Origin of the sequence: Salmonella sp. NW645 (assembly GCF_051703725.1) — a bacterium.
Taxonomy (GTDB): Bacteria; Pseudomonadota; Gammaproteobacteria; order Enterobacterales; family Enterobacteriaceae; genus Salmonella; species Salmonella enterica.
This window is the reverse complement of the sequence record NZ_JAMMKR010000004.1, coordinates 363637-382938: the sequence shown is the minus strand read 5'-3', so window position 1 is coordinate 382938 and position 19302 is coordinate 363637. Positions and strand designations below refer to the sequence as shown.

At 51.9% G+C, this 19302-nt stretch carries 19 protein-coding genes; 11 read left to right on the top strand and 8 right to left on the bottom strand.

What is annotated here, in order from left to right:
• Positions 1-15: 15 nt before the first annotated feature.
• Positions 16-1701: an SPI-1 type III secretion system effector inositol phosphate phosphatase SopB gene (sopB, locus tag NA389_RS11490; protein WP_001166958.1), complete on the bottom strand. Its 1686-nt coding sequence runs from the start codon at positions 1699-1701 to the stop codon at positions 16-18.
• A gap of 330 nt (positions 1702-2031) precedes the next feature.
• On the opposite strand from sopB, the gene NA389_RS11485 reads away from it, so the two are divergent.
• Positions 2032-2202: a YlcI/YnfO family protein gene (locus NA389_RS11485; protein WP_001111006.1), complete on the top strand. Its 171-nt coding sequence runs from the start codon at positions 2032-2034 to the stop codon at positions 2200-2202.
• On the opposite strand, the gene NA389_RS11480 is transcribed toward NA389_RS11485, so the two are convergent.
• From NA389_RS11480 to hprR, 4 genes are all read right to left on the bottom strand, one after another.
• Complete coding sequence (locus tag NA389_RS11480; protein WP_000174815.1) at positions 2203-2313, bottom strand: hypothetical protein; 111 nt, start codon at positions 2311-2313, stop codon at positions 2203-2205. It abuts the gene before it with no gap.
• Positions 2314-2421: 108 nt separating this feature from the next.
• Positions 2422-3891: a C69 family dipeptidase gene (locus tag NA389_RS11475; RefSeq protein ID WP_000760232.1), complete on the bottom strand. Its 1470-nt coding sequence runs from the start codon at positions 3889-3891 to the stop codon at positions 2422-2424.
• Between the two features lie 172 nt (positions 3892-4063).
• Positions 4064-5428 carry a heavy metal sensor histidine kinase gene (locus tag NA389_RS11470; protein ID WP_000240026.1) on the bottom strand — a complete coding sequence of 455 codons (1365 nt, stop codon included), beginning with the start codon at positions 5426-5428 and terminating at the stop codon, positions 4064-4066.
• Positions 5421-6101, bottom strand: a complete 681-nt coding sequence (gene hprR, locus NA389_RS11465; RefSeq protein WP_000698216.1) for a response regulator transcription factor HprR — start codon at positions 6099-6101, stop codon at positions 5421-5423. Before hprR ends, NA389_RS11470 begins: the two co-directional genes overlap by 8 nt.
• A 135-nt stretch (positions 6102-6236) precedes the next feature.
• Between hprR and hiuH the strand changes: the two genes are divergently transcribed.
• Complete coding sequence (hiuH, locus tag NA389_RS11460) at positions 6237-6647, top strand: hydroxyisourate hydrolase (protein ID WP_000833182.1); 411 nt, start codon at positions 6237-6239, stop codon at positions 6645-6647.
• Between the two features lie 332 nt (positions 6648-6979).
• Here hiuH and NA389_RS11455 read toward each other — a convergent pair whose 3' ends face one another.
• The 3 genes from NA389_RS11455 to hpaR all read right to left on the bottom strand — a co-directional run bounded on the left by NA389_RS11455 (position 6980) and on the right by hpaR (position 9730).
• Positions 6980-7492 carry a 4-hydroxyphenylacetate 3-monooxygenase reductase subunit gene (locus NA389_RS11455; RefSeq protein ID WP_001195556.1) on the bottom strand — a complete coding sequence of 171 codons (513 nt, stop codon included), beginning with the start codon at positions 7490-7492 and terminating at the stop codon, positions 6980-6982.
• Between the two features lie 17 nt (positions 7493-7509).
• The gene (hpaB, locus tag NA389_RS11450; RefSeq protein ID WP_000801496.1) at positions 7510-9072 is read right to left on the bottom strand and encodes a 4-hydroxyphenylacetate 3-monooxygenase, oxygenase component; all 1563 of its coding nucleotides are present in this window, start codon (positions 9070-9072) and stop codon (positions 7510-7512) included.
• Between the two features lie 217 nt (positions 9073-9289).
• Complete coding sequence (gene hpaR / locus NA389_RS11445) at positions 9290-9730, bottom strand: homoprotocatechuate degradation operon regulator HpaR (RefSeq protein WP_000543922.1); 441 nt, start codon at positions 9728-9730, stop codon at positions 9290-9292.
• 274 nt (positions 9731-10004) lie between these two features.
• On the opposite strand from hpaR, the gene hpaG reads away from it, so the two are divergent.
• From hpaG to NA389_RS11400, 9 genes are all read left to right on the top strand, one after another.
• Positions 10005-11294: a 4-hydroxyphenylacetate degradation bifunctional isomerase/decarboxylase gene (hpaG, locus tag NA389_RS11440; RefSeq protein ID WP_000679209.1), complete on the top strand. Its 1290-nt coding sequence runs from the start codon at positions 10005-10007 to the stop codon at positions 11292-11294.
• Positions 11291-12757: a 5-carboxymethyl-2-hydroxymuconate semialdehyde dehydrogenase gene (gene hpaE / locus NA389_RS11435; protein ID WP_000723525.1), complete on the top strand. Its 1467-nt coding sequence runs from the start codon at positions 11291-11293 to the stop codon at positions 12755-12757. The genes hpaG and hpaE overlap by 4 nt, the downstream gene beginning before the upstream one ends.
• Position 12758: 1 nt before the next feature.
• Complete coding sequence (gene hpaD / locus NA389_RS11430) at positions 12759-13610, top strand: 3,4-dihydroxyphenylacetate 2,3-dioxygenase (protein ID WP_000516978.1); 852 nt, start codon at positions 12759-12761, stop codon at positions 13608-13610.
• Between the two features lie 9 nt (positions 13611-13619).
• Positions 13620-14000: a 5-carboxymethyl-2-hydroxymuconate Delta-isomerase gene (locus NA389_RS11425; RefSeq protein WP_001119849.1), complete on the top strand. Its 381-nt coding sequence runs from the start codon at positions 13620-13622 to the stop codon at positions 13998-14000.
• 144 nt (positions 14001-14144) lie between these two features.
• Positions 14145-14948 carry a 2-oxo-hept-4-ene-1,7-dioate hydratase gene (gene hpaH / locus NA389_RS11420; protein WP_000884795.1) on the top strand — a complete coding sequence of 268 codons (804 nt, stop codon included), beginning with the start codon at positions 14145-14147 and terminating at the stop codon, positions 14946-14948.
• Positions 14949-14958: 10 nt separating this feature from the next.
• On the top strand, positions 14959-15750 hold the full coding sequence (gene hpaI, locus NA389_RS11415) for a 4-hydroxy-2-oxoheptanedioate aldolase (RefSeq protein WP_000785078.1): 792 nt from the start codon (positions 14959-14961) through the stop codon (positions 15748-15750).
• A 72-nt stretch (positions 15751-15822) separates the two neighbouring features.
• Entirely contained in the window at positions 15823-17199 is a 1377-nt protein-coding gene (gene hpaX, locus NA389_RS11410) for a 4-hydroxyphenylacetate permease (protein WP_001285795.1), read from the top strand.
• 9 nt (positions 17200-17208) lie between these two features.
• Positions 17209-18105 carry a 4-hydroxyphenylacetate catabolism regulatory protein HpaA gene (gene hpaA, locus NA389_RS11405; RefSeq protein WP_000336602.1) on the top strand — a complete coding sequence of 299 codons (897 nt, stop codon included), beginning with the start codon at positions 17209-17211 and terminating at the stop codon, positions 18103-18105.
• A 13-nt stretch (positions 18106-18118) separates the two neighbouring features.
• On the top strand, positions 18119-19057 hold the full coding sequence (locus tag NA389_RS11400; protein ID WP_000976557.1) for an MBL fold metallo-hydrolase: 939 nt from the start codon (positions 18119-18121) through the stop codon (positions 19055-19057).
• Positions 19058-19302: the final 245 nt, after the last annotated feature.

The window sequence follows — 19302 nt, the reverse complement described above, 5'->3', positions numbered from 1 at the left end:
TAGTTACCTCAAGACTCAAGATGTGATTAATGAAGAAATGCCTTTTACTGACTGCCAAATATTTTCATCCCCAACTCGTTTTTGATAGGAAAGATTGAGCACCTCTGGCGATAAATTTTTCATTACTTTGTTTCCCGCCCCGCCCGTATTTTGTTTCTGAATCTCCAGGTTGCCGCTATTCAGTAATACTTTTTGGAAAATTTTCTGTCCACCGCTATCCGGAAGACTACCAGGCGCACTTAACATATGGGTCTGATGTAAAGAAATGTGCTCTCGCTTGATTTCTGAATCCATCATCCCTGTACGATCTTTGCCGCTTTTACAATTCCAGGCGGGCACCGCGTCAATTTCATGGGCTAACATGGCAAGGCGTTGTGCGAGTTTATAGGGTTCACCGCCATCTTTATGATGTAGGTTATTTTTCCAGATATCCTTAATCTGGCGCGCTAATGTATTGACGACCTCATAATTATCCGGGTATTGCGCCAGCCATTCGCCAACCCAGCCACCAGGTCTGGCTTCAGGGCGTAAATCATTGCCTAATAACTGATGTAGCGCTTCGGCATTATATCTATCCGATGCCTTAAGGCCAAAGCCGAGCTTGAGCGCCAGCTCATTAACACCCACATTAAATGCGGCGACGTCCGGTTTTATTTTTACCGTCTGTAGATCGCCATCTTTATTGCGGATTTTTAAATGAATCATTTTTCCCGGCTGGGTCAACGATTGCCATGCGCGCATTTGATCCTCGACCATCGTTCCCTCTTTGCCGAAAATATTCGACGCGGTGAGTAACCCGACGGATACCAGTTTCAGGCTTACCGCTTCGCCCTCTAAGGCTCTGTTAAGCAACTCAGGTTTACTAAAAAGTGCCGCAGTTAATACTTCTTTGGCTTTGTTTTCAGCGCCGACCTGACGCAGAAGCGGATCTTTTTCATGATAGGGGGAAAGCACGCCATGACGTATCCCGCAAAAGAGCGTTTTATCTTTACCGTCCTCATGCACACTCACCGTGGACATCCACAAATTATTGGCGTGATGAATATTCCTGGTATCCCAACTGCATACCCCCTTTCCCTGATAAGCACTGGGAAAGATATCTTTTGCGCCGATTTTCATCTCTGCGGCAGGGAGCTGCGTGTTGGTATAGTGATGCCCGTTATGCGTGAGTGTATTTTTTATGGTTTGCCAGGGCTGGTTATTAAGCTGCTTGACCTGAGCATCTCTAAACGCTACTGCCGCAAAGCGATGAGCTTCTTTTGCAGGTAGGCCATTTTGCTGCTGAGTGCGTGCTGCAATAAGTTCGATAAGATTTTTCTTCAATGCTTTTGCCGCGGCTTCTTCTTGTTTTGTTGCTGGCCGGTCCGCTTTAACTTTGGCTAACTCCATTTGGTTTGCCATTGACGTTAGAACCGGGTCTTGTTTACCCAGAACGGTTGCCGCGACGGTAAGAAGATCGCGCTGTAAGTTATAGAGGTTATGCAGCGAGTGGTTAGACGTCTTCTGATGCTGTAGATAATTCCCCCATGTCGCGCCAGGTTCTCGCAGGACAATAATTTCCGGGCGAACGTCGGGCGCTTTAGCCGGCGCTTTGCCCTGGCCTGAGAGAATCTGCATTCCGTTGTATAAGGTTTTTTGTAGGCTTTTAAAAGCCTCCTGGGTTTTTAGTGAAGCTGAGTGATAGAAGCTCTGTATTTGCATAGCGTTTTTAATATTCCTGAATAGGGGAGTGGGAACATTCAACAGGGTTAACAACCCTTTAAAAGAATGTGACTTTTATGCGCCAGGAACTTTAAAAAAATGTCCTTTTTAATGAGAAAGCGCTTCTGATCAGGCGGGGAGGTGTCCTGACGTGCATACGTAGTGGCGATCATGGGGGGAACGGCGCATCAAATGTTCATAAAATCTACAAACTTCACAATTTAGGGCACAACTTTTATTGAAAACCCACCTTCTTGACTCAGATCAAATTCACCGATTTACTCCTGCGTAAAGTAACGGCGTTACATCAAATGTTATACAGGTGTGTGTATGCCAGCAAAGCCCCGGACAAGTAAGACCGTGACGAAGAATATTCGTTTTTCCTATTCCATGCTTGAACAGATAGAATTCGCGTTGAAATCTGAAAAGACGCGGAATTTTTCAGCGTGGGTAAAAGAGGCCTGTCGGGAAAAGTTATGTAACACGGGACATAAGTTGTAGTTATCGTTTTATGCGAGAGGAGGCGGCCATTTTGAAAAGAACAACGTGCTTATATACCTCCTGGGTTTTTGCCGCTTTTGTCTCTCTGCTGATATTTGCCTGGAGTGTCATAAACTATCCTCTCTATGAATCCATAATAATTATTGTCTTTTATATCTGGCTAATTCTGGTGCCGCTTTATCTTATTGTGTATGAGTGGCTAATAGATTGTCATTAAATTTATGGTTGCGTACTTGAAAAGTGATATTTCATATCTGTGCGGTAAGTCATTGTCGTAATAATATTATTGGTCAGGCGACGGGCGAGCGTCTGCGCATTTTGCATCGTTTTATCTTCAAAATTTTGCAGTAAGCGTTGCGCTTCTTTCGGATGCGACGCATATAATCTCAGATAGCTCTGCTCCATCTTATACTGCTGCTTAGCTGTTTGCTGTTCAAATGTTTTCCAGGCGTGTTGCACATCTGGCGCAAACGCATTGTAGTCCTGCATAACCAGCGTTTGCAGCGTGCGGAATGTCCAGTAGGTAGAGTCGTTGCTCGCCCGATCGGTTCCTTTATCATCTCCGGGTTGATAATGACGCATTCCCTGATAATAGGGGAGATAGACGCTAAGAGATGGCATTCCATAGGCGATGTATTCTACGTTGCCGATAGCCTGCGGTAATTTCGGTCTGACCTGTAAAATATGTGACTCCTGGGTACGAAAAACGGATATAGGTCGCCATGGTTCTTGTGGATTATGACTGGCATAAGGGTCGTGCGACGTTCCCTGATAGTGATTGCGTAACGCGTTTTTTACTGCCGCCACGCTAATTTTCGTTATTGGCGTTAAAAAAACAGGAAATGTTTCTCCTTCGCTAACGGCCGTATCCAGATGCGGATTAAACTGATGTTGTAGCGTCCAGACGCGCGGATAATTATAGGTGGTATCGTTTTTGTTATCCTGCGAATAGGCTTGATGAAAGTCGAATTCGCCGCGGGCCGGATCATATAATCCCTGCTTTTTCGCAAAGCTTACTAACGTTGGTGACGCCATATAATTCGCGTTATCATTCGGATCGTAATGGCGTAAACGTCCCTGATTGGCGGAAACGAAATAGCTATCTGCCGGAAGTCGTACTGCCAGCCATTGATGACCGCTTCCCGTCTCCAGATACCATATCTCTTTGCTATCAATAAACGCGACGCCGAAACCTTCGCCAGCGCCTTTTTGTTCAATAATGTCTCCCAGTAATTTGGCGCCCTGACGCGCCGATTGCGCCACTGGCAGGATCACGGACTCAATGGCGTCTTCCGTGATTCCCGTTTTTGTCACGTAAGGATCGGCAGCCAGCGCCGCTCTGCCGTTATAAATGGTTTCCGTTGCGCTCATTCCGACGCCCGCCGAATTGAAACCGGCTTCACCCATGGCGTTATCGTTAGTATCAAAGTCATGAATCGCCGTATAGCGCATCGCTGTCTCCGGAAGCGGCCAGCTAAAATTGTTCCGATGTGCTTTATACTCGCCTTGTTGATGAAACGCGACGGGATGAATAACCTTATGCTTGGCGTTATTTGCCGAGCCATCCTCGTTGCGCGCGATAATAAAGGAGCCGTCAGCCGAAGCCTGATTGCCTACCAAAAGGGTAGTACAGGCGATGACTTTACCCATACCCAGCAGCGTAACGGCGAATGCAAGATACTTTTTCATAAAGGTTCCCACTGAATAACGCGTTATGGGATGAATTGACCCTGGATTGGAAACCGAGAAAGTGATCGAGCCAGCAATATTCTTTGCCGGCATCCTTTATTTTCTCTTTATTGAGGTTGTATTGATAACCACAGCCCTGTGGCAGGGAAGGGGAACAGAACCTGTACTGACCTTAGCTATCACCGCTATCAGGCAGACGAACCGAAAAGATATTATGTTCATCGGCATAGCGGTAAGATGCCGAACCACCGTGTAATAGAGCAATCGCGTTAACTAACGATAACCCCAGGCCGAAACCGGCAGTGTGGCGGGCATTATCTCCTCGCCAAAAACGCCGGAAAAGCTTATCCGCATCGGCGGGGTGGCTGCCCGGATTAGCGACCCGAATTTCTGCAACGTTATCATCATAAGCGCTTTCAATACGTATCACGGCGTTTTCATCAGAATAACGGATGGCATTCGTCAGCAGGTTTGAGAGCACTCTTTGTAATAATATTTCGTCAGCCCATACCGTTCCCTGACATTGATTTATAAAACAGATGCGCTTCTCCTCGGCAAGGGGGCTAAGATAATCCAGCATATTTTCGACCAGCGCATTGAGCGAAACAGGCTGTTTTTTTACCGCTATATTCTGGTGCTCCGCGCGTGCCAGAAAGAGAATATTTTCTGTCAGTCGCGACAGTCCCTCCAGCTCTTCAATATTATCGACAAGGGCTTGTTGATACTCTTCGGCGCTGCGTTCCTGACTCAGCATCACCTGATTCTTCCCCAGTAAAATATTAACAGGCGTGCGCAGCTCATGCGCCAGATCGTCGGCAAATTGGTTCAGGCGTTCAAAATCGTCGGAAAGCTTCTGGCGCATGGTATTTAGCGCTTGTCCAAGCGGCCTGAGCTCAACGGGTAACGCCTGTTCCGCCAACGGCTGGCGAAGTGTGCCGCTATCTGTCGCCGCGGTGAGTCGGCTGAGCGACGTAATGGCCCGCAGCCCGTTTCTGATGACTAATGGACTGAGCGCCGAACAGACGAGGATCGCGATAAGGCTAATCAGCAAACTGTTGCGGCGATATTGCGCCAGCATTTGCCGTCTTTCCGTCGCCAGCCTGGCAATAGTAAGGGTCAGCGGGTCATCGCCGCTTCTGGCGTTTACTCGTACCGCGGTCAGTTCCGTGCCTTGTACCGCCTGGCGAAATAAGGTTTCGCGGGTGATGTTTTTAGCCAGCGGAATCTCGTTAAAGCGTTGGTCGGGGATGCCGCTATGATTAATCGCAACATTGTGGCCTGTTGCTGAATGGATCAATAAGATATCCTGCTTCGTATCCACCATCCGATTGAAATAGAGCGGCAGATTTTCCGGCCTGGCGCCATCCAGTAACAGTTGCTGCATTTGCGCCGCCCGATTTATTAGCGTCATATCATCCCGATACGTTAATTCTTTGCTCAGCGCGTTATAGAGCGTCCAGCTAATGCCGGTACAGGCGAGGATAAGTATGGCGATAAAAGAAATTGTCAGGCGCAGCGTCATTGATAACTTAACCATTCTGCGACGTTTCCGCCTGTAATTGATAACCCATCCCCCGGACGGTCATAATGAGCTTCTTTTCAAATGGATCGTCTACTTTGGCGCGCAGCCGACGAATCGCGACATCAACGGTGTTGGTTTCACTATCAAAGTTAATTCCCCAAACTTCGCTGGCGATCGCGGTTCGGGGCACAATTTCTCCTGCCCGGGAGGCCAGTAACCAGAGGAGCAGGAATTCTTTGCGGGTCAGGGAAATCGGTTTGCCATTTCGTGACACCGATTGCTTTGTGGCATCCATGTCCAGACCATTGATCGTCAGTCGGGTAAAGACCGGGACGTGCTGTCTGAGTTGAGCTCTCACCCGGGCCAGCAGTTCGGCGAAGGAAAAAGGCTTAACAAGGTAATCATTAGCGCCCGCCTCAAGACCTTTGACGCGATCCTCAACCGAGTCGCGCGCCGTCAGGCAAATAACGGGGGACTGATGCGCAGTGCGTAACGCGCGTAAAACCTGCCATCCATCAAGCCCCGGCAGCATAATATCAAGAATAATCAATGAATAATGTTCCTGAAGGGCCAGGTGTAATCCGTCTCGTCCATCACAGGCATAATCAACCACATAGCCTGCCTCCGTGAGTCCCTGACGTACCCACTGAATGGTTTTCTGGTTATCTTCAATCAATAAAATCTTCATCAACGCAGTATGCCATAGGCTTGGTAGCGAATCCGTAAATCTCCAACAAGATGACATAATTGTCATGTCCGTGTAAGGTTAATCCTGGACGCGCCAGATATATTTTCCTGCATCAATACCGTAAAGGAGTGAAGCATGAAACGATATATACTGGCTACCGCGATAGCATCTCTTGTTGCAGCCCCTGCAATGGCGCTGGCCGCTGGCAACAATATTCTCAGCGTACATATTCTCGATCAGCAAACAGGCAAACCGGCGCCCGGCGTGGAGGTGGTACTGGAGCAGAAAAAGGATAACGGATGGACGCAATTAAATACCGGGCATACCGACCAGGACGGACGTATTAAAGCACTGTGGCCCGAAAAAGCTGCCGCGCCGGGGGATTATCGCGTTATTTTTAAAACCGGCCAGTATTTTGAAAGTAAAAAACTGGATACGTTTTTCCCGGAGATTCCCGTCGAGTTTCATATCAGCAAAACGAATGAGCACTATCATGTGCCGCTGTTATTAAGTCAGTATGGTTATTCAACCTATCGCGGGAGCTAATTTAGAGCCTATCCCATTAGGGCTATTTTACTTGCCATTTTGGACCTGGGCAGTGCTCGCCAAAACGCGTTAGCGTTTTGAACGCCGCTAGCGGCGGCCCGAAGGGCGAGCGTAGCGAGTCAAACCTCACGTACTACGTGTACGCTCCGGTTTTTGCGCGCTGTCCGTGTCCAAACTGGCTGCGCCAATAACGCCTGGTGGGATAGGCTCTTAGATTGTATTAATCGCCGCGATTTATGGCGATCAAACATCGCGGCGGGAATAAAAATCTTCAGCGTATCGACTCTTCTCCCACAAGCGGTGGTTATCCCGCTTGTGGGCATGAGTGACGGTTAAACAGGCGCTTCCATCTCAAGTCTGACCGGATGAAAACGGCGTTTGAAATAAATCAGGCCATGCCCATCCTGGCTAAGGATAATATTTTTGATCGCCACCAGATACACCAGATGCGTGCCAATGGTTTGTACCTCGCTGATCTCGCCTTCAAGACCGGCCAGCGCGCCGTTAAGTACCGGCTGGCCCAGCGGCCCGTTTTGCCAACATGGCTGGTGAAAACGCTCCTCCATCGCCATCCCCGTCATACCGGCAAAGTGGCGCGCCATCAGCTCCTGCTCATGGTTAAGTACATTAATGCACAGCCTGCCGTTGCCCTGAAAGACGGGGTTCATGGCGCTATTGGCATTAATACATACCATTACGGAGGGCGGCGTATCGGTGACGGAACAGACCGCTGTTGCGGTGATACCGCAGCGTCCGGCGTGACCCGCCGTGGTTACGATGTTGACCGCTGCCGCCAGACTTGCCATCGCATCGCGAAAACGCAGACGTTGTTCATCTACTTGCATGAGAACCTCCTGCCGCGTTATTTCAGCAGCTTATCCAGTTGATTGATGTCGTCGTTATTGTGCAAATGCGAAACCGTCCAGCCATTCTGATCGTATTCGGAGAGGCAGCGATCGACCATTGCCATCATCTTATCCATATTGCCGGAGCTCTGGGCCTGACGCAGGCACTGCAGACGAATTTCATCCTGGCTGCCCGAGTAGTTAATCTCGTACAGCTCATGGCGACCGCCAAACTCGCTGCCGATGGCATCCCACATCAATTTAAGAATTTTGATACGTTCAACATGGTCCATTCCGTTAGAGCCACGTACGTATTTCGCCAGGTACTGGTCGATTTGCGGATTATTCAGATCGCGGGCGCTGGAAGGCAGGTAAATCAGGCCGCTGGTAACGTTACGTTCAATAATATTTTTAATTTTCGCGTAGGCCATTGGGGCCATGACACGATAGGTTTGCAGCGCGGCGTGGTCCGGTAGCCAGGCGCCGTTTACCCACGGGGTTGCTTCAGAACACATAGAATCGCTCAATGCCCAGAACATATTACGCCAGGCCACGACTTCGCCGAGATCGGCCTGCACGCCCCGGAACTCTACGGTACCCGTACATTCGAGCGATTTTTTCAGCAGCGCGGTAATGAAATCAAGTTTAACCGCCAGACGAACACAGGCTTGCAGTGGATACATACGGGCAAAGCCGCCTTCCATCGTCCAGCGACGGCAACGATCGAAATCACGGTAAATTAATACGTTTTCCCACGGGATCAGCACCTTGTCCATCACCAGAATGGCATCGTTTTCATCAAAGCGGCTGGAGAGGGGATAATCAAACGGCGAGCCCGTCGCGCCCGCGACCATTTCATACGAGGCGCGCGAAATAAGTTTTACGCCTTCGGCATCCATTGGCGCGACAAACATCAGAGCAAAATCCGGGTTTTCGCCCATCACCTGGGCTGAGCCGAAACCAATCATGTTGTAGTGAGTCAGGGCGGAGTTAGTGGCGACAACTTTCGCTCCGCTGACAATAATCCCGGCGTCCGTCTCTTTCTCCAGCTTGATATAGACGTCTTTCACTTCGTCGGCAGGTTTGTGGCGGTCAATGGGCGGGTTGACGATAGCATGGTTAAAGTACAGGCCGGTCTCCTGAATACGGGTGTACCAGTTACGGGCGTTCTGCTCAAACTGGCCGTAGAAAGCTGGGTTAGCGCCCAGAGCGCAGCCAAAGGCGGCTTTGTAATCCGGTGTGCGTCCCATCCAGCCGTAACTCAGGCGTGACCACTCGGCGATAGCATCACGCTGTTGGCGCAGATCGTCTGCGCTTTTCGCCACGCGGAAAAATTTATGCGTATAACCGCCGCTGCCGGTATCGGTATTCCAGCACAGGGTATCTTGCATCGACGGTTTATGTAATGCGTCATACAGTTGTGCGACAGAGGCTGCGGCATTGCGGAATGCCGGATGTGTCGTAACATCTTTAACGCGTTCACCGTAAATATAAATTTCCCGCCCGTCCTGCAGGCTTTTTAAATACTCTTCGCCCGTTAACGGACGCTTGTTATCAGTACGAAAATCTTCAGGTTTCATTGCGGCCTCTTCCTCGTTAATCGGAATGTTTTGTTAATAATATGTTTCTTATTTGTTGTTTAATTGAATAGGCAGAAGCGTAAACTGTGAAGAGACTTTCAGGACAACGGCGGGTACTTTTCAGATGAACGTCGAAGAAGAAGAGTAAAATGCGATCGCCGTCAACGTTGTAAGCGGGAGGGGATTCCCGTGTCGGCGGCGAGGGAAGGTAAGAATACTATGCTTCCGCTTCGCTATCAGGATGCTGGCGTCCCAGGGCAATAAGATCGTCCAGCAGCAGCATCAATTGCTGTGTTTTTTCGGGCGTGAAATCGGCCTCAATTTTTCGATAAGCCTCTTCTACCTGGCTCCGGGCACGGGCGTACAACGTTTGTCCCTGCTCCGTCAACATGACATATAACTTACGCTGATCGTTAACCGGCTTGAGTCGCAACACCAGTCCGTCTCGCTCCATGCGCGTCAATATTCCGGTCAGACTTGGACGCAAAATGCAGGTACGAAAGGCCAGCTCGTGAAAATCCATAGAGGGGCTATCGGCCAGGATTCGCACAATGCGCCATTGCTGGTCGGTCAGATTGTGGCTTTTAACGATGGGGCGGAAATAGGTCATTGCTGCTTCGCGCGCCTGAAGCAATGCGATGGTTAATGAATCATGCATAAGCGTTTCTCTTTTGCAGAATTATTAATACCTGAATAATCGTGTTTACCGATGTGAGCTATGACATCTGTTTTATGTCCAAAGTTTAACAGAAACAAGGTGTTTTATTTAACTATTTGATATATATGTATTTAATTATTGTTTTGTGAAAATATTGTTAATCACATCACAAATACTTTACTTCAGCTTGCTAAATGTACAGCGAAAGCATAAATCTAATCATTAATATATTAATGAAATCACAGCCCGTTAAATCGGCCTGAGGAGTTTATGTATGAAGGGTACTGTTTTCGCCGTTGCGTTAAACCATCGCAGCCAGCTTGATGCCTGGCAAGAGGCTTTCTCTCAGCCTCCCTATAATGCGCCGCCTAAAACCGCAGTGTGGTTCATCAAGCCGCGTAATACGGTGATTCGTCACGGCGAACCCATTCCTTATCCGCAGGGAGAAAAGGTACTGAGCGGCGCGACAGTGGCGCTCATTGTGGGGAAAACCGCCAGCCGGATACGCCCTGAAGCGGCGGCGGACTATATCGCCGGGTATGCGTTGGCTAACGAGGTCAGCCTGCCGGAAGAGAGCTTTTATCGCCCGGCGATTAAAGCGAAATGTCGCGATGGCTTTTGCCCTCTGGGTGAAATGGCGCCGCTGAGTGATGTGGATAACCTCACCATTATCACTGAAATCAACGGACGAGAAGCGGACCACTGGAATACTGCCGATTTACAGCGTAGCGCCGCACAGCTGCTTAGCGCGTTAAGTGAGTTCGCTACGCTTAACCCTGGCGATGCGATCTTACTCGGTACGCCACAGAATCGCGTTGCGCTGCGTCCCGGCGATCGGGTGCGTATTCTGGCGAAAGGTTTACCCGCGCTGGAAAATCCGGTTGTCGCAGAAGATGAATTCGCCCGCCACCAGACGTTTACGTGGCCGTTGTCAGCAACGGGAACGCTATTTGCGCTGGGGTTGAACTACGCCGATCACGCCAGCGAGCTGGCATTTACGCCGCCGAAAGAGCCGCTGGTATTTATCAAAGCGCCAAACACCTTTACCGAACATCATCAAACGTTGGTGCGCCCGAACAACGTCGAATATATGCACTATGAAGCCGAACTGGTCGTGGTAATTGGCAAAACGGCGCGTAAGGTGAGCGAAGCCGAAGCCATGGAGTATGTGGCCGGTTACACCGTCTGTAACGACTACGCGATCCGCGACTATCTGGAAAACTACTACCGTCCAAATCTGCGGGTAAAAAGCCGCGACGGCCTGACGCCGATAGGCCCGTGGATTGTGGATAAAGAGGCGGTTTCTGATCCGCATAACCTGACGTTACGCACCTTTGTCAACGGTGAGCTGCGGCAGGAAGGGACGACCGCCGATCTGATCTTCAGCATCCCGTTCCTGATTTCTTATCTGAGCGAATTTATGACGTTGCAACCGGGCGACATGATTGCCACCGGTACGCCGAAAGGGTTGTCCGATGTGGTGCCGGGGGATGAAGTTGTCGTGGAAGTAGAAGGCGTGGGTCGCCTGGTTAACCGAATCGTCAGTGAGGAGAGCGCAAAATGAAGAAAATAAATCATTGGATTAACGGCAAAAATGTTGCAGGTAACGACTACTTCCAGACCACTAACCCGGCGACCGGTGACGTGCTGGCGGAAGTGGCCTCCGGCGGTGAAGCAGAGGTGAACCAGGCTGTCGCGGCGGCAAAAGAGGCGTTCCCGAAATGGGCCAACCTGCCGATGAAAGAGCGCGCGCGCCTGATGCGCCGCCTTGGCGACCTGATTGACCAGCATGTGCCGGAAATCGCGGCGATGGAAACCGCCGACACCGGCCTGCCTATTCACCAGACTAAAAACGTGCTGATTCCGCGCGCCTCGCATAACTTCGAATTCTTCGCTGAAGTGTGCCAGCAGATGAACGGCAAGACCTATCCGGTTGATGATAAAATGCTCAATTATACGCTGGTGCAGCCCGTCGGCGTCTGCGCACTGGTGTCGCCGTGGAACGTGCCGTTTATGACCGCGACCTGGAAAGTCGCGCCGTGCCTGGCGCTGGGTAACACTGCGGTGCTCAAAATGTCCGAGCTGTCGCCGTTGACTGCCGACAGGCTGGGCGAGCTGGCGCTGGAGGCAGGAATTCCGGCAGGCGTGCTGAACGTGGTGCAGGGCTATGGCGCGACGGCTGGCGATGCGCTGGTACGCCACCATGACGTGCGTGCGGTGTCGTTTACCGGCGGTACCGCCACCGGTCGCAATATCATGAAAAATGCCGGCCTGAAAAAATACTCGATGGAGCTGGGCGGCAAATCGCCGGTGCTGATTTTTGAAGATGCCGACATTGAGCGCGCGCTGGACGCCGCGCTGTTCACCATCTTCTCGATCAACGGCGAACGCTGCACCGCCGGGTCGCGCATCTTTATCCAGCAGAGCATTTACCCTGAGTTCGTGAAGCGCTTTGCCGAACGCGCGAATCGCCTGCGTGTCGGCGATCCGACCGACCCGAACACCCAGGTCGGCGCGCTGATTAGCCAACAGCACTGGGAGAAAGTCTCCGGTTATATCCGCCTCGGCATTGAAGAAGGTGCAACGCTGCTGGCGGGCGGCCCGGAAAAACCCACTGACCTGCCTGCGCATCTGAAAGGCGGTAACTTCCTGCGCCCAACCGTGCTGGCCGATGTCGACAACCGTATGCGCGTCGCGCAGGAAGAGATCTTTGGGCCGGTCGCCTGCCTGCTGCCATTCAAAGACGAAGCGGAAGGGTTACGTTTGGCGAACGACGTGGAATACGGTCTGGCCTCTTATATCTGGACCCAGGACGTGAGCAAAGTGTTGCGCTTGGCGCGTGGGATTGAAGCCGGCATGGTCTTCGTCAACACCCAGAACGTCCGCGACCTGCGCCAGCCGTTCGGCGGCGTGAAAGCCTCCGGTACCGGGCGCGAAGGCGGCGAATATAGCTTCGAAGTGTTTGCGGAAATGAAAAACGTCTGCATCTCAATGGGCGACCATCCTATCCCAAAATGGGGAGTTTGATATGGGCAAGTTAGCGTTAGCAGCAAAAATTACCCACGTGCCGTCGATGTATCTTTCTGAACTGCCGGGAAAAAATCACGGTTGTCGTCAGGCAGCCATTGATGGGCATATTGAAATTGGCAAGCGTTGCCGCGAAATGGGCGTTGACACCATTATCGTATTCGACACCCACTGGCTGGTGAATAGCGCTTACCACATTAATTGTGCCGACCATTTCCAGGGCGTCTATACCAGCAACGAATTGCCACACTTTATTCGCGACATGACCTATGACTATGACGGTAATCCGGAGCTCGGCCATCTGATCGCCGACGAGGCAGTCAAACTGGGCGTGCGCGCTAAAGCGCATAACATCCCGAGCCTGAAGCTGGAGTATGGCACGCTGGTACCGATGCGCTACATGAACAGCGACAAGCACTTCAAAGTGGTCTCCATCTCGGCGTTCTGCACTGTGCATGATTTTGCCGACAGCCGCAGACTGGGTGAAGCCATTCTCAAGGCGATTGAGAAATATGACGGTACCGTAGCGGTATTCGCCAGTGGTTCTCTGTCGCACCGTTTTATTGACGACCAACGGGCGGAAGAGGGGATGAACAGCTACACCCGCGAGTTCGATCATCAAATGGACGAGCGCGTGGTCAAGCTGTGGCGCGAAGGCAAATTCAAGGAGTTTTGCACCATGTTGCCGGAGTACGCCGACTACTGCTACGGCGAAGGCAACATGCACGACACGGTCATGCTGCTGGGAATGCTGGGTTGGGACAAATACGACGGCAAGGTGGAGTTCATCACCGACCTGTTCGCCAGCTCCGGTACCGGCCAGGTGAACGCTGTTTTCCCGCTGCCTGCGTAAGGGGTGTTTATGCCGCACTTTATTGCTGAATGTACTGAAAATATTCGCGAGCAGGCTGATTTACCCGGCCTGTTCAGCAAGGTAAACGAGGCGCTGGCCGCCAGCGGGATTTTCCCCATCGGCGGTATCCGCAGTCGCGCCCACTGGCTGGATACCTGGCAGATGGCTGACGGTAAGCATGATTACGCGTTTGTGCATATGACGCTGAAAATCGGCGCCGGGCGCAGCCTGGAGAGCCGTCAGGAAGTTGGCGAAATGCTGTTTGGGCTGATTAAAGCCCACTTCGCCGACCTGATGGAGAACCGCTATCTGGCGCTGTCGTTTGAGATTGCCGAGCTACATCCGACGCTCAATTACAAACAAAACAACGTACACGCGCTGTTTAAATAGCACACTCTTTCGCCCGGTGGCGCTGCGCTGACCGGGCCTACAAAAAAAACGATGCACGAAGCAATACCGAACCGTAGGCCGGGTAAGACGCACCCGCGTCGCCACCCGGCGCAGCAGCACCGAATGACGTAACAGGAAGCAACTATGCTCGATAAACAGACCCATACCCTGATCGCCCAGCGACTTAATCAGGCTGAAAAACAGCGTGAACAGATTCGCGCAGTGTCGCTGGATTATCCCAACATCACTATTGAAGATGCCTATGCCGTACAGCGTGAATGGGTCAATATCAAGATCGCCGAAGGGCGCACGCTCAAAGGCCACAAAATCGGCCTGACCTCAAAAGCGATGCAGGCCAGCTCGCAAATCAGCGAACCGGATTACGGCGCGCTGCTTGACGATATGTTCTTCCATGACGGCGGCGATATCCCCACCGACCGTTTTATCGTCCCGCGTATTGAAGTGGAGCTGGCGTTCGTGCTGGCGAAACCGCTGCGCGGCCCTCACTGCACGCTGTTCGACGTCTACAACGCCACGGATTATGTGATTCCGGCGCTGGAACTGATTGACGCCCGTAGCCACAACATCGACCCGGAAACCCAGCGCCCGCGCAAAGTGTTCGACACCATTTCCGACAACGCCGCCAACGCCGGGGTGATCCTCGGTGGTCGTCCCATCAAACCAGACGAGCTGGATCTGCGCTGGATCTCCGCGCTGCTCTATCGCAACGGCGTGATCGAAGAAACCGGCGTCGCCGCAGGCGTGCTGAATCATCCGGCCAACGGCGTGGCGTGGCTGGCGAACAAGCTTGCCCCCTACGATGTCCAGCTTGAAGCCGGGCAGATCATCCTCGGCGGCTCGTTCACCCGCCCGGTGCCGGCGCGCAAGGGCGATACTTTCCATGTCGATTACGGCAACATGGGCGCGATCAGTTGCCGGTTTGTGTAAGGAAAAAACGATGAAAAATGCTTTCAAAGACGCGTTAAAAGCGGGGCGCCCGCAAATCGGTTTGTGGCTGGGGCTTGCCAATAGTTACAGCGCTGAACTGTTAGCGGGCGTCGGCTTCGACTGGCTACTGATTGACGGTGAACACGCGCCAAACAACGTGCAGACGGTGTTGACCCAGTTGCAGGTGATTGCGCCTTATCCCAGCCAGCCGGTGGTGCGTCCGTCATGGAACGATCCGGTACAGATTAAGCAACTGCTCGACGTCGGCGCGCAAACGCTGCTGATACCGATGGTGCAGAATGCCGATGAAGCGCGAAACGCCGTGGCGGCTACGCGTTATCCGCCTGCCGGTATTCGCGGCGTGGGCAGCGCGCTGGCGCGGGCATCGCGCTGGAACCGCATTCCGGACTATCTCCACCAGGCCAACGACGCCATGTGTGTACTGGTGCAGATTGAAACGCGTGAGGCGATGAGCAATCTGGCGTCAATTCTCGACGTGGATGGCATTGACGGCGTGTTTATTGGTCCGGCGGATCTTAGCGCCGATATGGGCTTTGCCGGCAATCCGCAGCACCCGGAAGTGCAGGCGGCGATTGAGAACGCCATCGTGCAGATACGCGCGGCGGGGAAAGCGCCGGGGATTCTGATGGCCAATGAAGCACTGGCGAAACGTTATCTGGAACTGGGGGCGCTATTTGTCGCCGTCGGCGTTGACACCACGCTGCTGGCGCGCGGAGCGGAGGCGCTGGCGGCGCGCTTTGGCGCAGAAAAAAACCTGTCCGGTGCGTCCGGCGTCTATTAAGCCTGGCCCGGTAAGCGTAGCGCTACCGGGCAACCGTAGTACCCTACAAAAATTCCCATCAGAGGAAAAAAAATGAGCGACACATCATCTGCACTTCCGGAAAGCCCCGAGTCTGTCCGTTCGCACAACGCGCTCAGCACGGGTCAACAAACCGTCATAAATAAACTGTTCCGCCGACTGATCGTATTTTTATTCGTGTTGTTTATCTTCTCGTTTTTAGACCGTATCAACATCGGTTTTGCCGGGTTGACGATGGGGCAGGATCTGGGGTTAAGCGCCACCATGTTTGGCCTTGCCACGACGCTGTTTTACGCCACCTACGTCATTTTCGGCATTCCCAGCAACGTGATGTTGAGCATCGTCGGCGCCCGCCGCTGGATTGCGACCATTATGGTGCTATGGGGCATTGCATCTACCGCTACGATGTTCGCGGTGGGACCGAAAAGCCTGTATGTGCTGCGAATGCTGGTGGGCATTACCGAAGCGGGCTTTTTGCCAGGAATATTGCTCTATTTAACCTACTGGTTCCCGGCATTTTTCCGCGCCCGCGCCAACGCATTATTTATGATTGCCATGCCGGCCACTACCGCGTTGGGGTCGATTGTCTCCGGCTATATTTTATCGCTGGACGGCATATTCAATCTGCATGGATGGCAGTGGTTATTCCTGCTGGAGGGATTTCCGTCAGTTTTGTTAGGCATTATGGTCTGGTTTTACCTGGATGATACCCCGGCAAAAGCCAAATGGCTGACGGCAGAGGATAAAAAATGTTTGCAGGAGATGATGGATAATGACCGCCTGACGCTGGTTCAGCCGGAGGGGGCCATCAGCCATAACGCCATGCAGCAGCGTAGTCTGTGGCGCGAAGTATTCACGCCAATTGTACTGATGTATACGCTGGCCTATTTTTGCCTTACCAATACGCTTAGCGCCATTAGTATCTGGACGCCGCAAATCCTGAAAAGTTTTAATGAAGGCAGCAGCAATATCACCATCGGCCTGCTGGCGGCGATCCCGCAGATTTGTACTATTCTGGGCATGATTTACTGGAGCCGCCATTCGGACAAACATCAGGAGCGTAAACATCACACGGCGTTGCCGTTCCTGTTTGCCGCCGCGGGCTGGCTGCTGGCGTCGGCGACCGACCATAACCTGATCCAGCTCCTGGGGATCGTGATGGCATCCACGGGTTCCTTTAGCGCGATGGCGATCTTCTGGACCACGCCGGATCAGTCGATCAGTTTACGCGCCAGGGCAATAGGCATTGCGGTCATCAATGCCACCGGCAATATTGGCTCCGCACTCAGCCCATTTATGATTGGCTGGCTAAAAGATATCACCGGTAGCTTCAATAGCGGACTCTGGTTTGTCGCTTCTCTGTTAGTCGTCGGCGCCGCCATTATCTGGCTCATTCCCATGAAAGCATCGCGTCCGCGCGCCACCCCTTGAGGAGAAACTATGTGCCAACGTGCGATCGCCAATATTGATATCAGCAAAGAGTATGACGAAAGCATGGGCAGTAACGATGTGCATTATCAGTCGTTTGCTCGTATGGCGGATTTCTTTGGTCGTGATATGCAGGCGCATCGCCACGACCAGTTTTTTCAAATGCACTTTCTTGATACCGGGCAGATTGAGCTACAGCTCGACGATCATCGCTATTCGGTGCAGGCGCCGCTATTTGTGCTTACGCCGCCCTCGGTGCCGCATGCTTTTATTACCGAATCGGATAGCGATGGTCATGTTCTGACGGTACGCGAAGAGCTGGTTTGGCCGCTGCTGGAAGTGCTTTATCCCGGCACCAGAGAGGCCTTCGGCCTGCCGGGAATCTGTCTGTCGCTGGCGGATAAACCCAACGAGCTGGCGGCGCTCAAACATTACTGGCAGCTAATTGAGCGGGAGTCCACGGAACAACTGGCTGGCTGCGAACATACCCTGGTGCTACTGGCGCAGGCGGTATTTACCTTGCTGTTGCGTAATGCGAAGCTGGACGATCACGCCGCAACCGGGATGCGCGGTGAACTGAAACTTTTTCAGCGCTTTACCCTGTTAATTGACAACCACTTCCATCAGCACTGGACGGTGCCCGATTATGCCTGCGAGTTGCATATTACCGAATCTCGTTTGACCGATATTTGCCGACGTTTTGCTAATCGCCCGCCTAAACGCCTGATTTTTGATCGGCAATTACGCGAGGCGAAACGACTGCTGCTTTTTTCCGACAATGCTGTCAACGAGATCGCCTGGCAATTAGGTTTTAAAGATCCGGCTTATTTCGCCCGTTTCTTTAATCGCCTTGCTGGCTGTTCTCCTTCGCAGTTTCGCCAACGTGAAGTTCCCTCTTTTCTCAACTAAGAAGAGTAAAAACATGATGAAAAAAAGCGTCGCTATGCTGGCGGTTTGTATGCTGGCGCAAAGCCACCTTGCTATTGCTGCTGGTGCTCCTGCGCCTCAAGAGATCAACATTGTTTTACTGGGCACCAAAGGCGGGCCTTCTTTGCTCAATACAGCCAGACTACCGCAAGCGACGGCGCTCACTATCGGCGATAAAATATGGCTGATAGATGCCGGCTACGGCGCCAGTCTGCAACTGGTGAAAAACGGCATTCCACTGCGCAACATCAATACTATTTTGCTCACCCATCTGCACAGCGACCACATACTGGATTATCCTTCCTTGCTGATGAATGCCTGGGCAAGTGGTCTGAAAGACCATACCATACAGGTGTATGGCCCGCCGGGAACCCAGGCGATGACGAAGGCTAGCTGGAAGGTCTTTGACAGGGATATCACGCTACGCATGGAAGAAGAGGGGAAACCCGATCCGCGCAACCTGGTTAAGGCGACCGATATTGGTCAGGGCGTCATCTATAAAGATGAACTGGTCACAATAAGCGCGCTAAAAGTGCCTCATTCCCCTTTCCCGGACGGTGAAGCGTTTGCTTACCGTTTTGATACTCAGGGTAAGCGAATCGTCTTCTCTGGCGATACGTCCTGGTTTCCGCCGCTTGCAACGTTTGCCCAGGGGGCGGATATCCTGGTACATGAGGCGGTACATGTCCCTTCAGTAGCAAAACTGGCTAATAGTATTGGCAACGGAAAAACGCTGGCTGAAGCGATTGCGTCGCATCACACCACGATTGAAGATGTCGGTAAGATTGCTCGCGAGGCCCACGTGAAAAAACTGGTGTTAAGTCATCTGGTGCCTGCGACGGTTGCGGATGACGTCTGGCAACAGGAAGCCATGAAAAATTACCCGGGCCCTGTCATTGTCGGTCATGACAATATGACGATAAGCGTACCGTAAGTATCAGGGCAAGGGTAAACCCACGGGCTGACATGATGTCAGCCCGTTATGCTTTTGGCGATCAGCATGACGCGCAGAGCTTTTGTCTAAAACATTATTTTTTCTAAACACTACTTGCTGATTTTTATGCACAATAAAGGTAAGATGATTGCTCTGGTGAAATATTACTAAATAAGAATGTCACGGATGGAATTTATACAGTGTTAAAAGCAATGCGTTTCTTTGTCTGCCGGCCATCAGTAATA

What these genes read in the sequence shown, in the direction of transcription:
- sopB (WP_001166958.1), bottom strand. Translation starts at nt 1,701, where the DNA reads ATGCAAATACAGAGCTTCTATCACTCAGCTTCACTAAAAACCCAGGAG.
- NA389_RS11485 (WP_001111006.1), top strand. Translation starts at nt 2,032, where the DNA reads ATGCCAGCAAAGCCCCGGACAAGTAAGACCGTGACGAAGAATATTCGT.
- NA389_RS11480 (WP_000174815.1), bottom strand. Translation starts at nt 2,313, where the DNA reads ATGACACTCCAGGCAAATATCAGCAGAGAGACAAAAGCGGCAAAAACC.
- NA389_RS11475 (WP_000760232.1), bottom strand. Translation starts at nt 3,891, where the DNA reads ATGAAAAAGTATCTTGCATTCGCCGTTACGCTGCTGGGTATGGGTAAA.
- NA389_RS11470 (WP_000240026.1), bottom strand. Translation starts at nt 5,428, where the DNA reads ATGGTTAAGTTATCAATGACGCTGCGCCTGACAATTTCTTTTATCGCC.
- hprR (WP_000698216.1), bottom strand. Translation starts at nt 6,101, where the DNA reads ATGAAGATTTTATTGATTGAAGATAACCAGAAAACCATTCAGTGGGTA.
- hiuH (WP_000833182.1), top strand. Translation starts at nt 6,237, where the DNA reads ATGAAACGATATATACTGGCTACCGCGATAGCATCTCTTGTTGCAGCC.
- NA389_RS11455 (WP_001195556.1), bottom strand. Translation starts at nt 7,492, where the DNA reads ATGCAAGTAGATGAACAACGTCTGCGTTTTCGCGATGCGATGGCAAGT.
- hpaB (WP_000801496.1), bottom strand. Translation starts at nt 9,072, where the DNA reads ATGAAACCTGAAGATTTTCGTACTGATAACAAGCGTCCGTTAACGGGC.
- hpaR (WP_000543922.1), bottom strand. Translation starts at nt 9,730, where the DNA reads ATGCATGATTCATTAACCATCGCATTGCTTCAGGCGCGCGAAGCAGCA.
- hpaG (WP_000679209.1), top strand. Translation starts at nt 10,005, where the DNA reads ATGAAGGGTACTGTTTTCGCCGTTGCGTTAAACCATCGCAGCCAGCTT.
- hpaE (WP_000723525.1), top strand. Translation starts at nt 11,291, where the DNA reads ATGAAGAAAATAAATCATTGGATTAACGGCAAAAATGTTGCAGGTAAC.
- hpaD (WP_000516978.1), top strand. Translation starts at nt 12,759, where the DNA reads ATGGGCAAGTTAGCGTTAGCAGCAAAAATTACCCACGTGCCGTCGATG.
- NA389_RS11425 (WP_001119849.1), top strand. Translation starts at nt 13,620, where the DNA reads ATGCCGCACTTTATTGCTGAATGTACTGAAAATATTCGCGAGCAGGCT.
- hpaH (WP_000884795.1), top strand. Translation starts at nt 14,145, where the DNA reads ATGCTCGATAAACAGACCCATACCCTGATCGCCCAGCGACTTAATCAG.
- hpaI (WP_000785078.1), top strand. Translation starts at nt 14,959, where the DNA reads ATGAAAAATGCTTTCAAAGACGCGTTAAAAGCGGGGCGCCCGCAAATC.
- hpaX (WP_001285795.1), top strand. Translation starts at nt 15,823, where the DNA reads ATGAGCGACACATCATCTGCACTTCCGGAAAGCCCCGAGTCTGTCCGT.
- hpaA (WP_000336602.1), top strand. Translation starts at nt 17,209, where the DNA reads ATGTGCCAACGTGCGATCGCCAATATTGATATCAGCAAAGAGTATGAC.
- NA389_RS11400 (WP_000976557.1), top strand. Translation starts at nt 18,119, where the DNA reads ATGATGAAAAAAAGCGTCGCTATGCTGGCGGTTTGTATGCTGGCGCAA.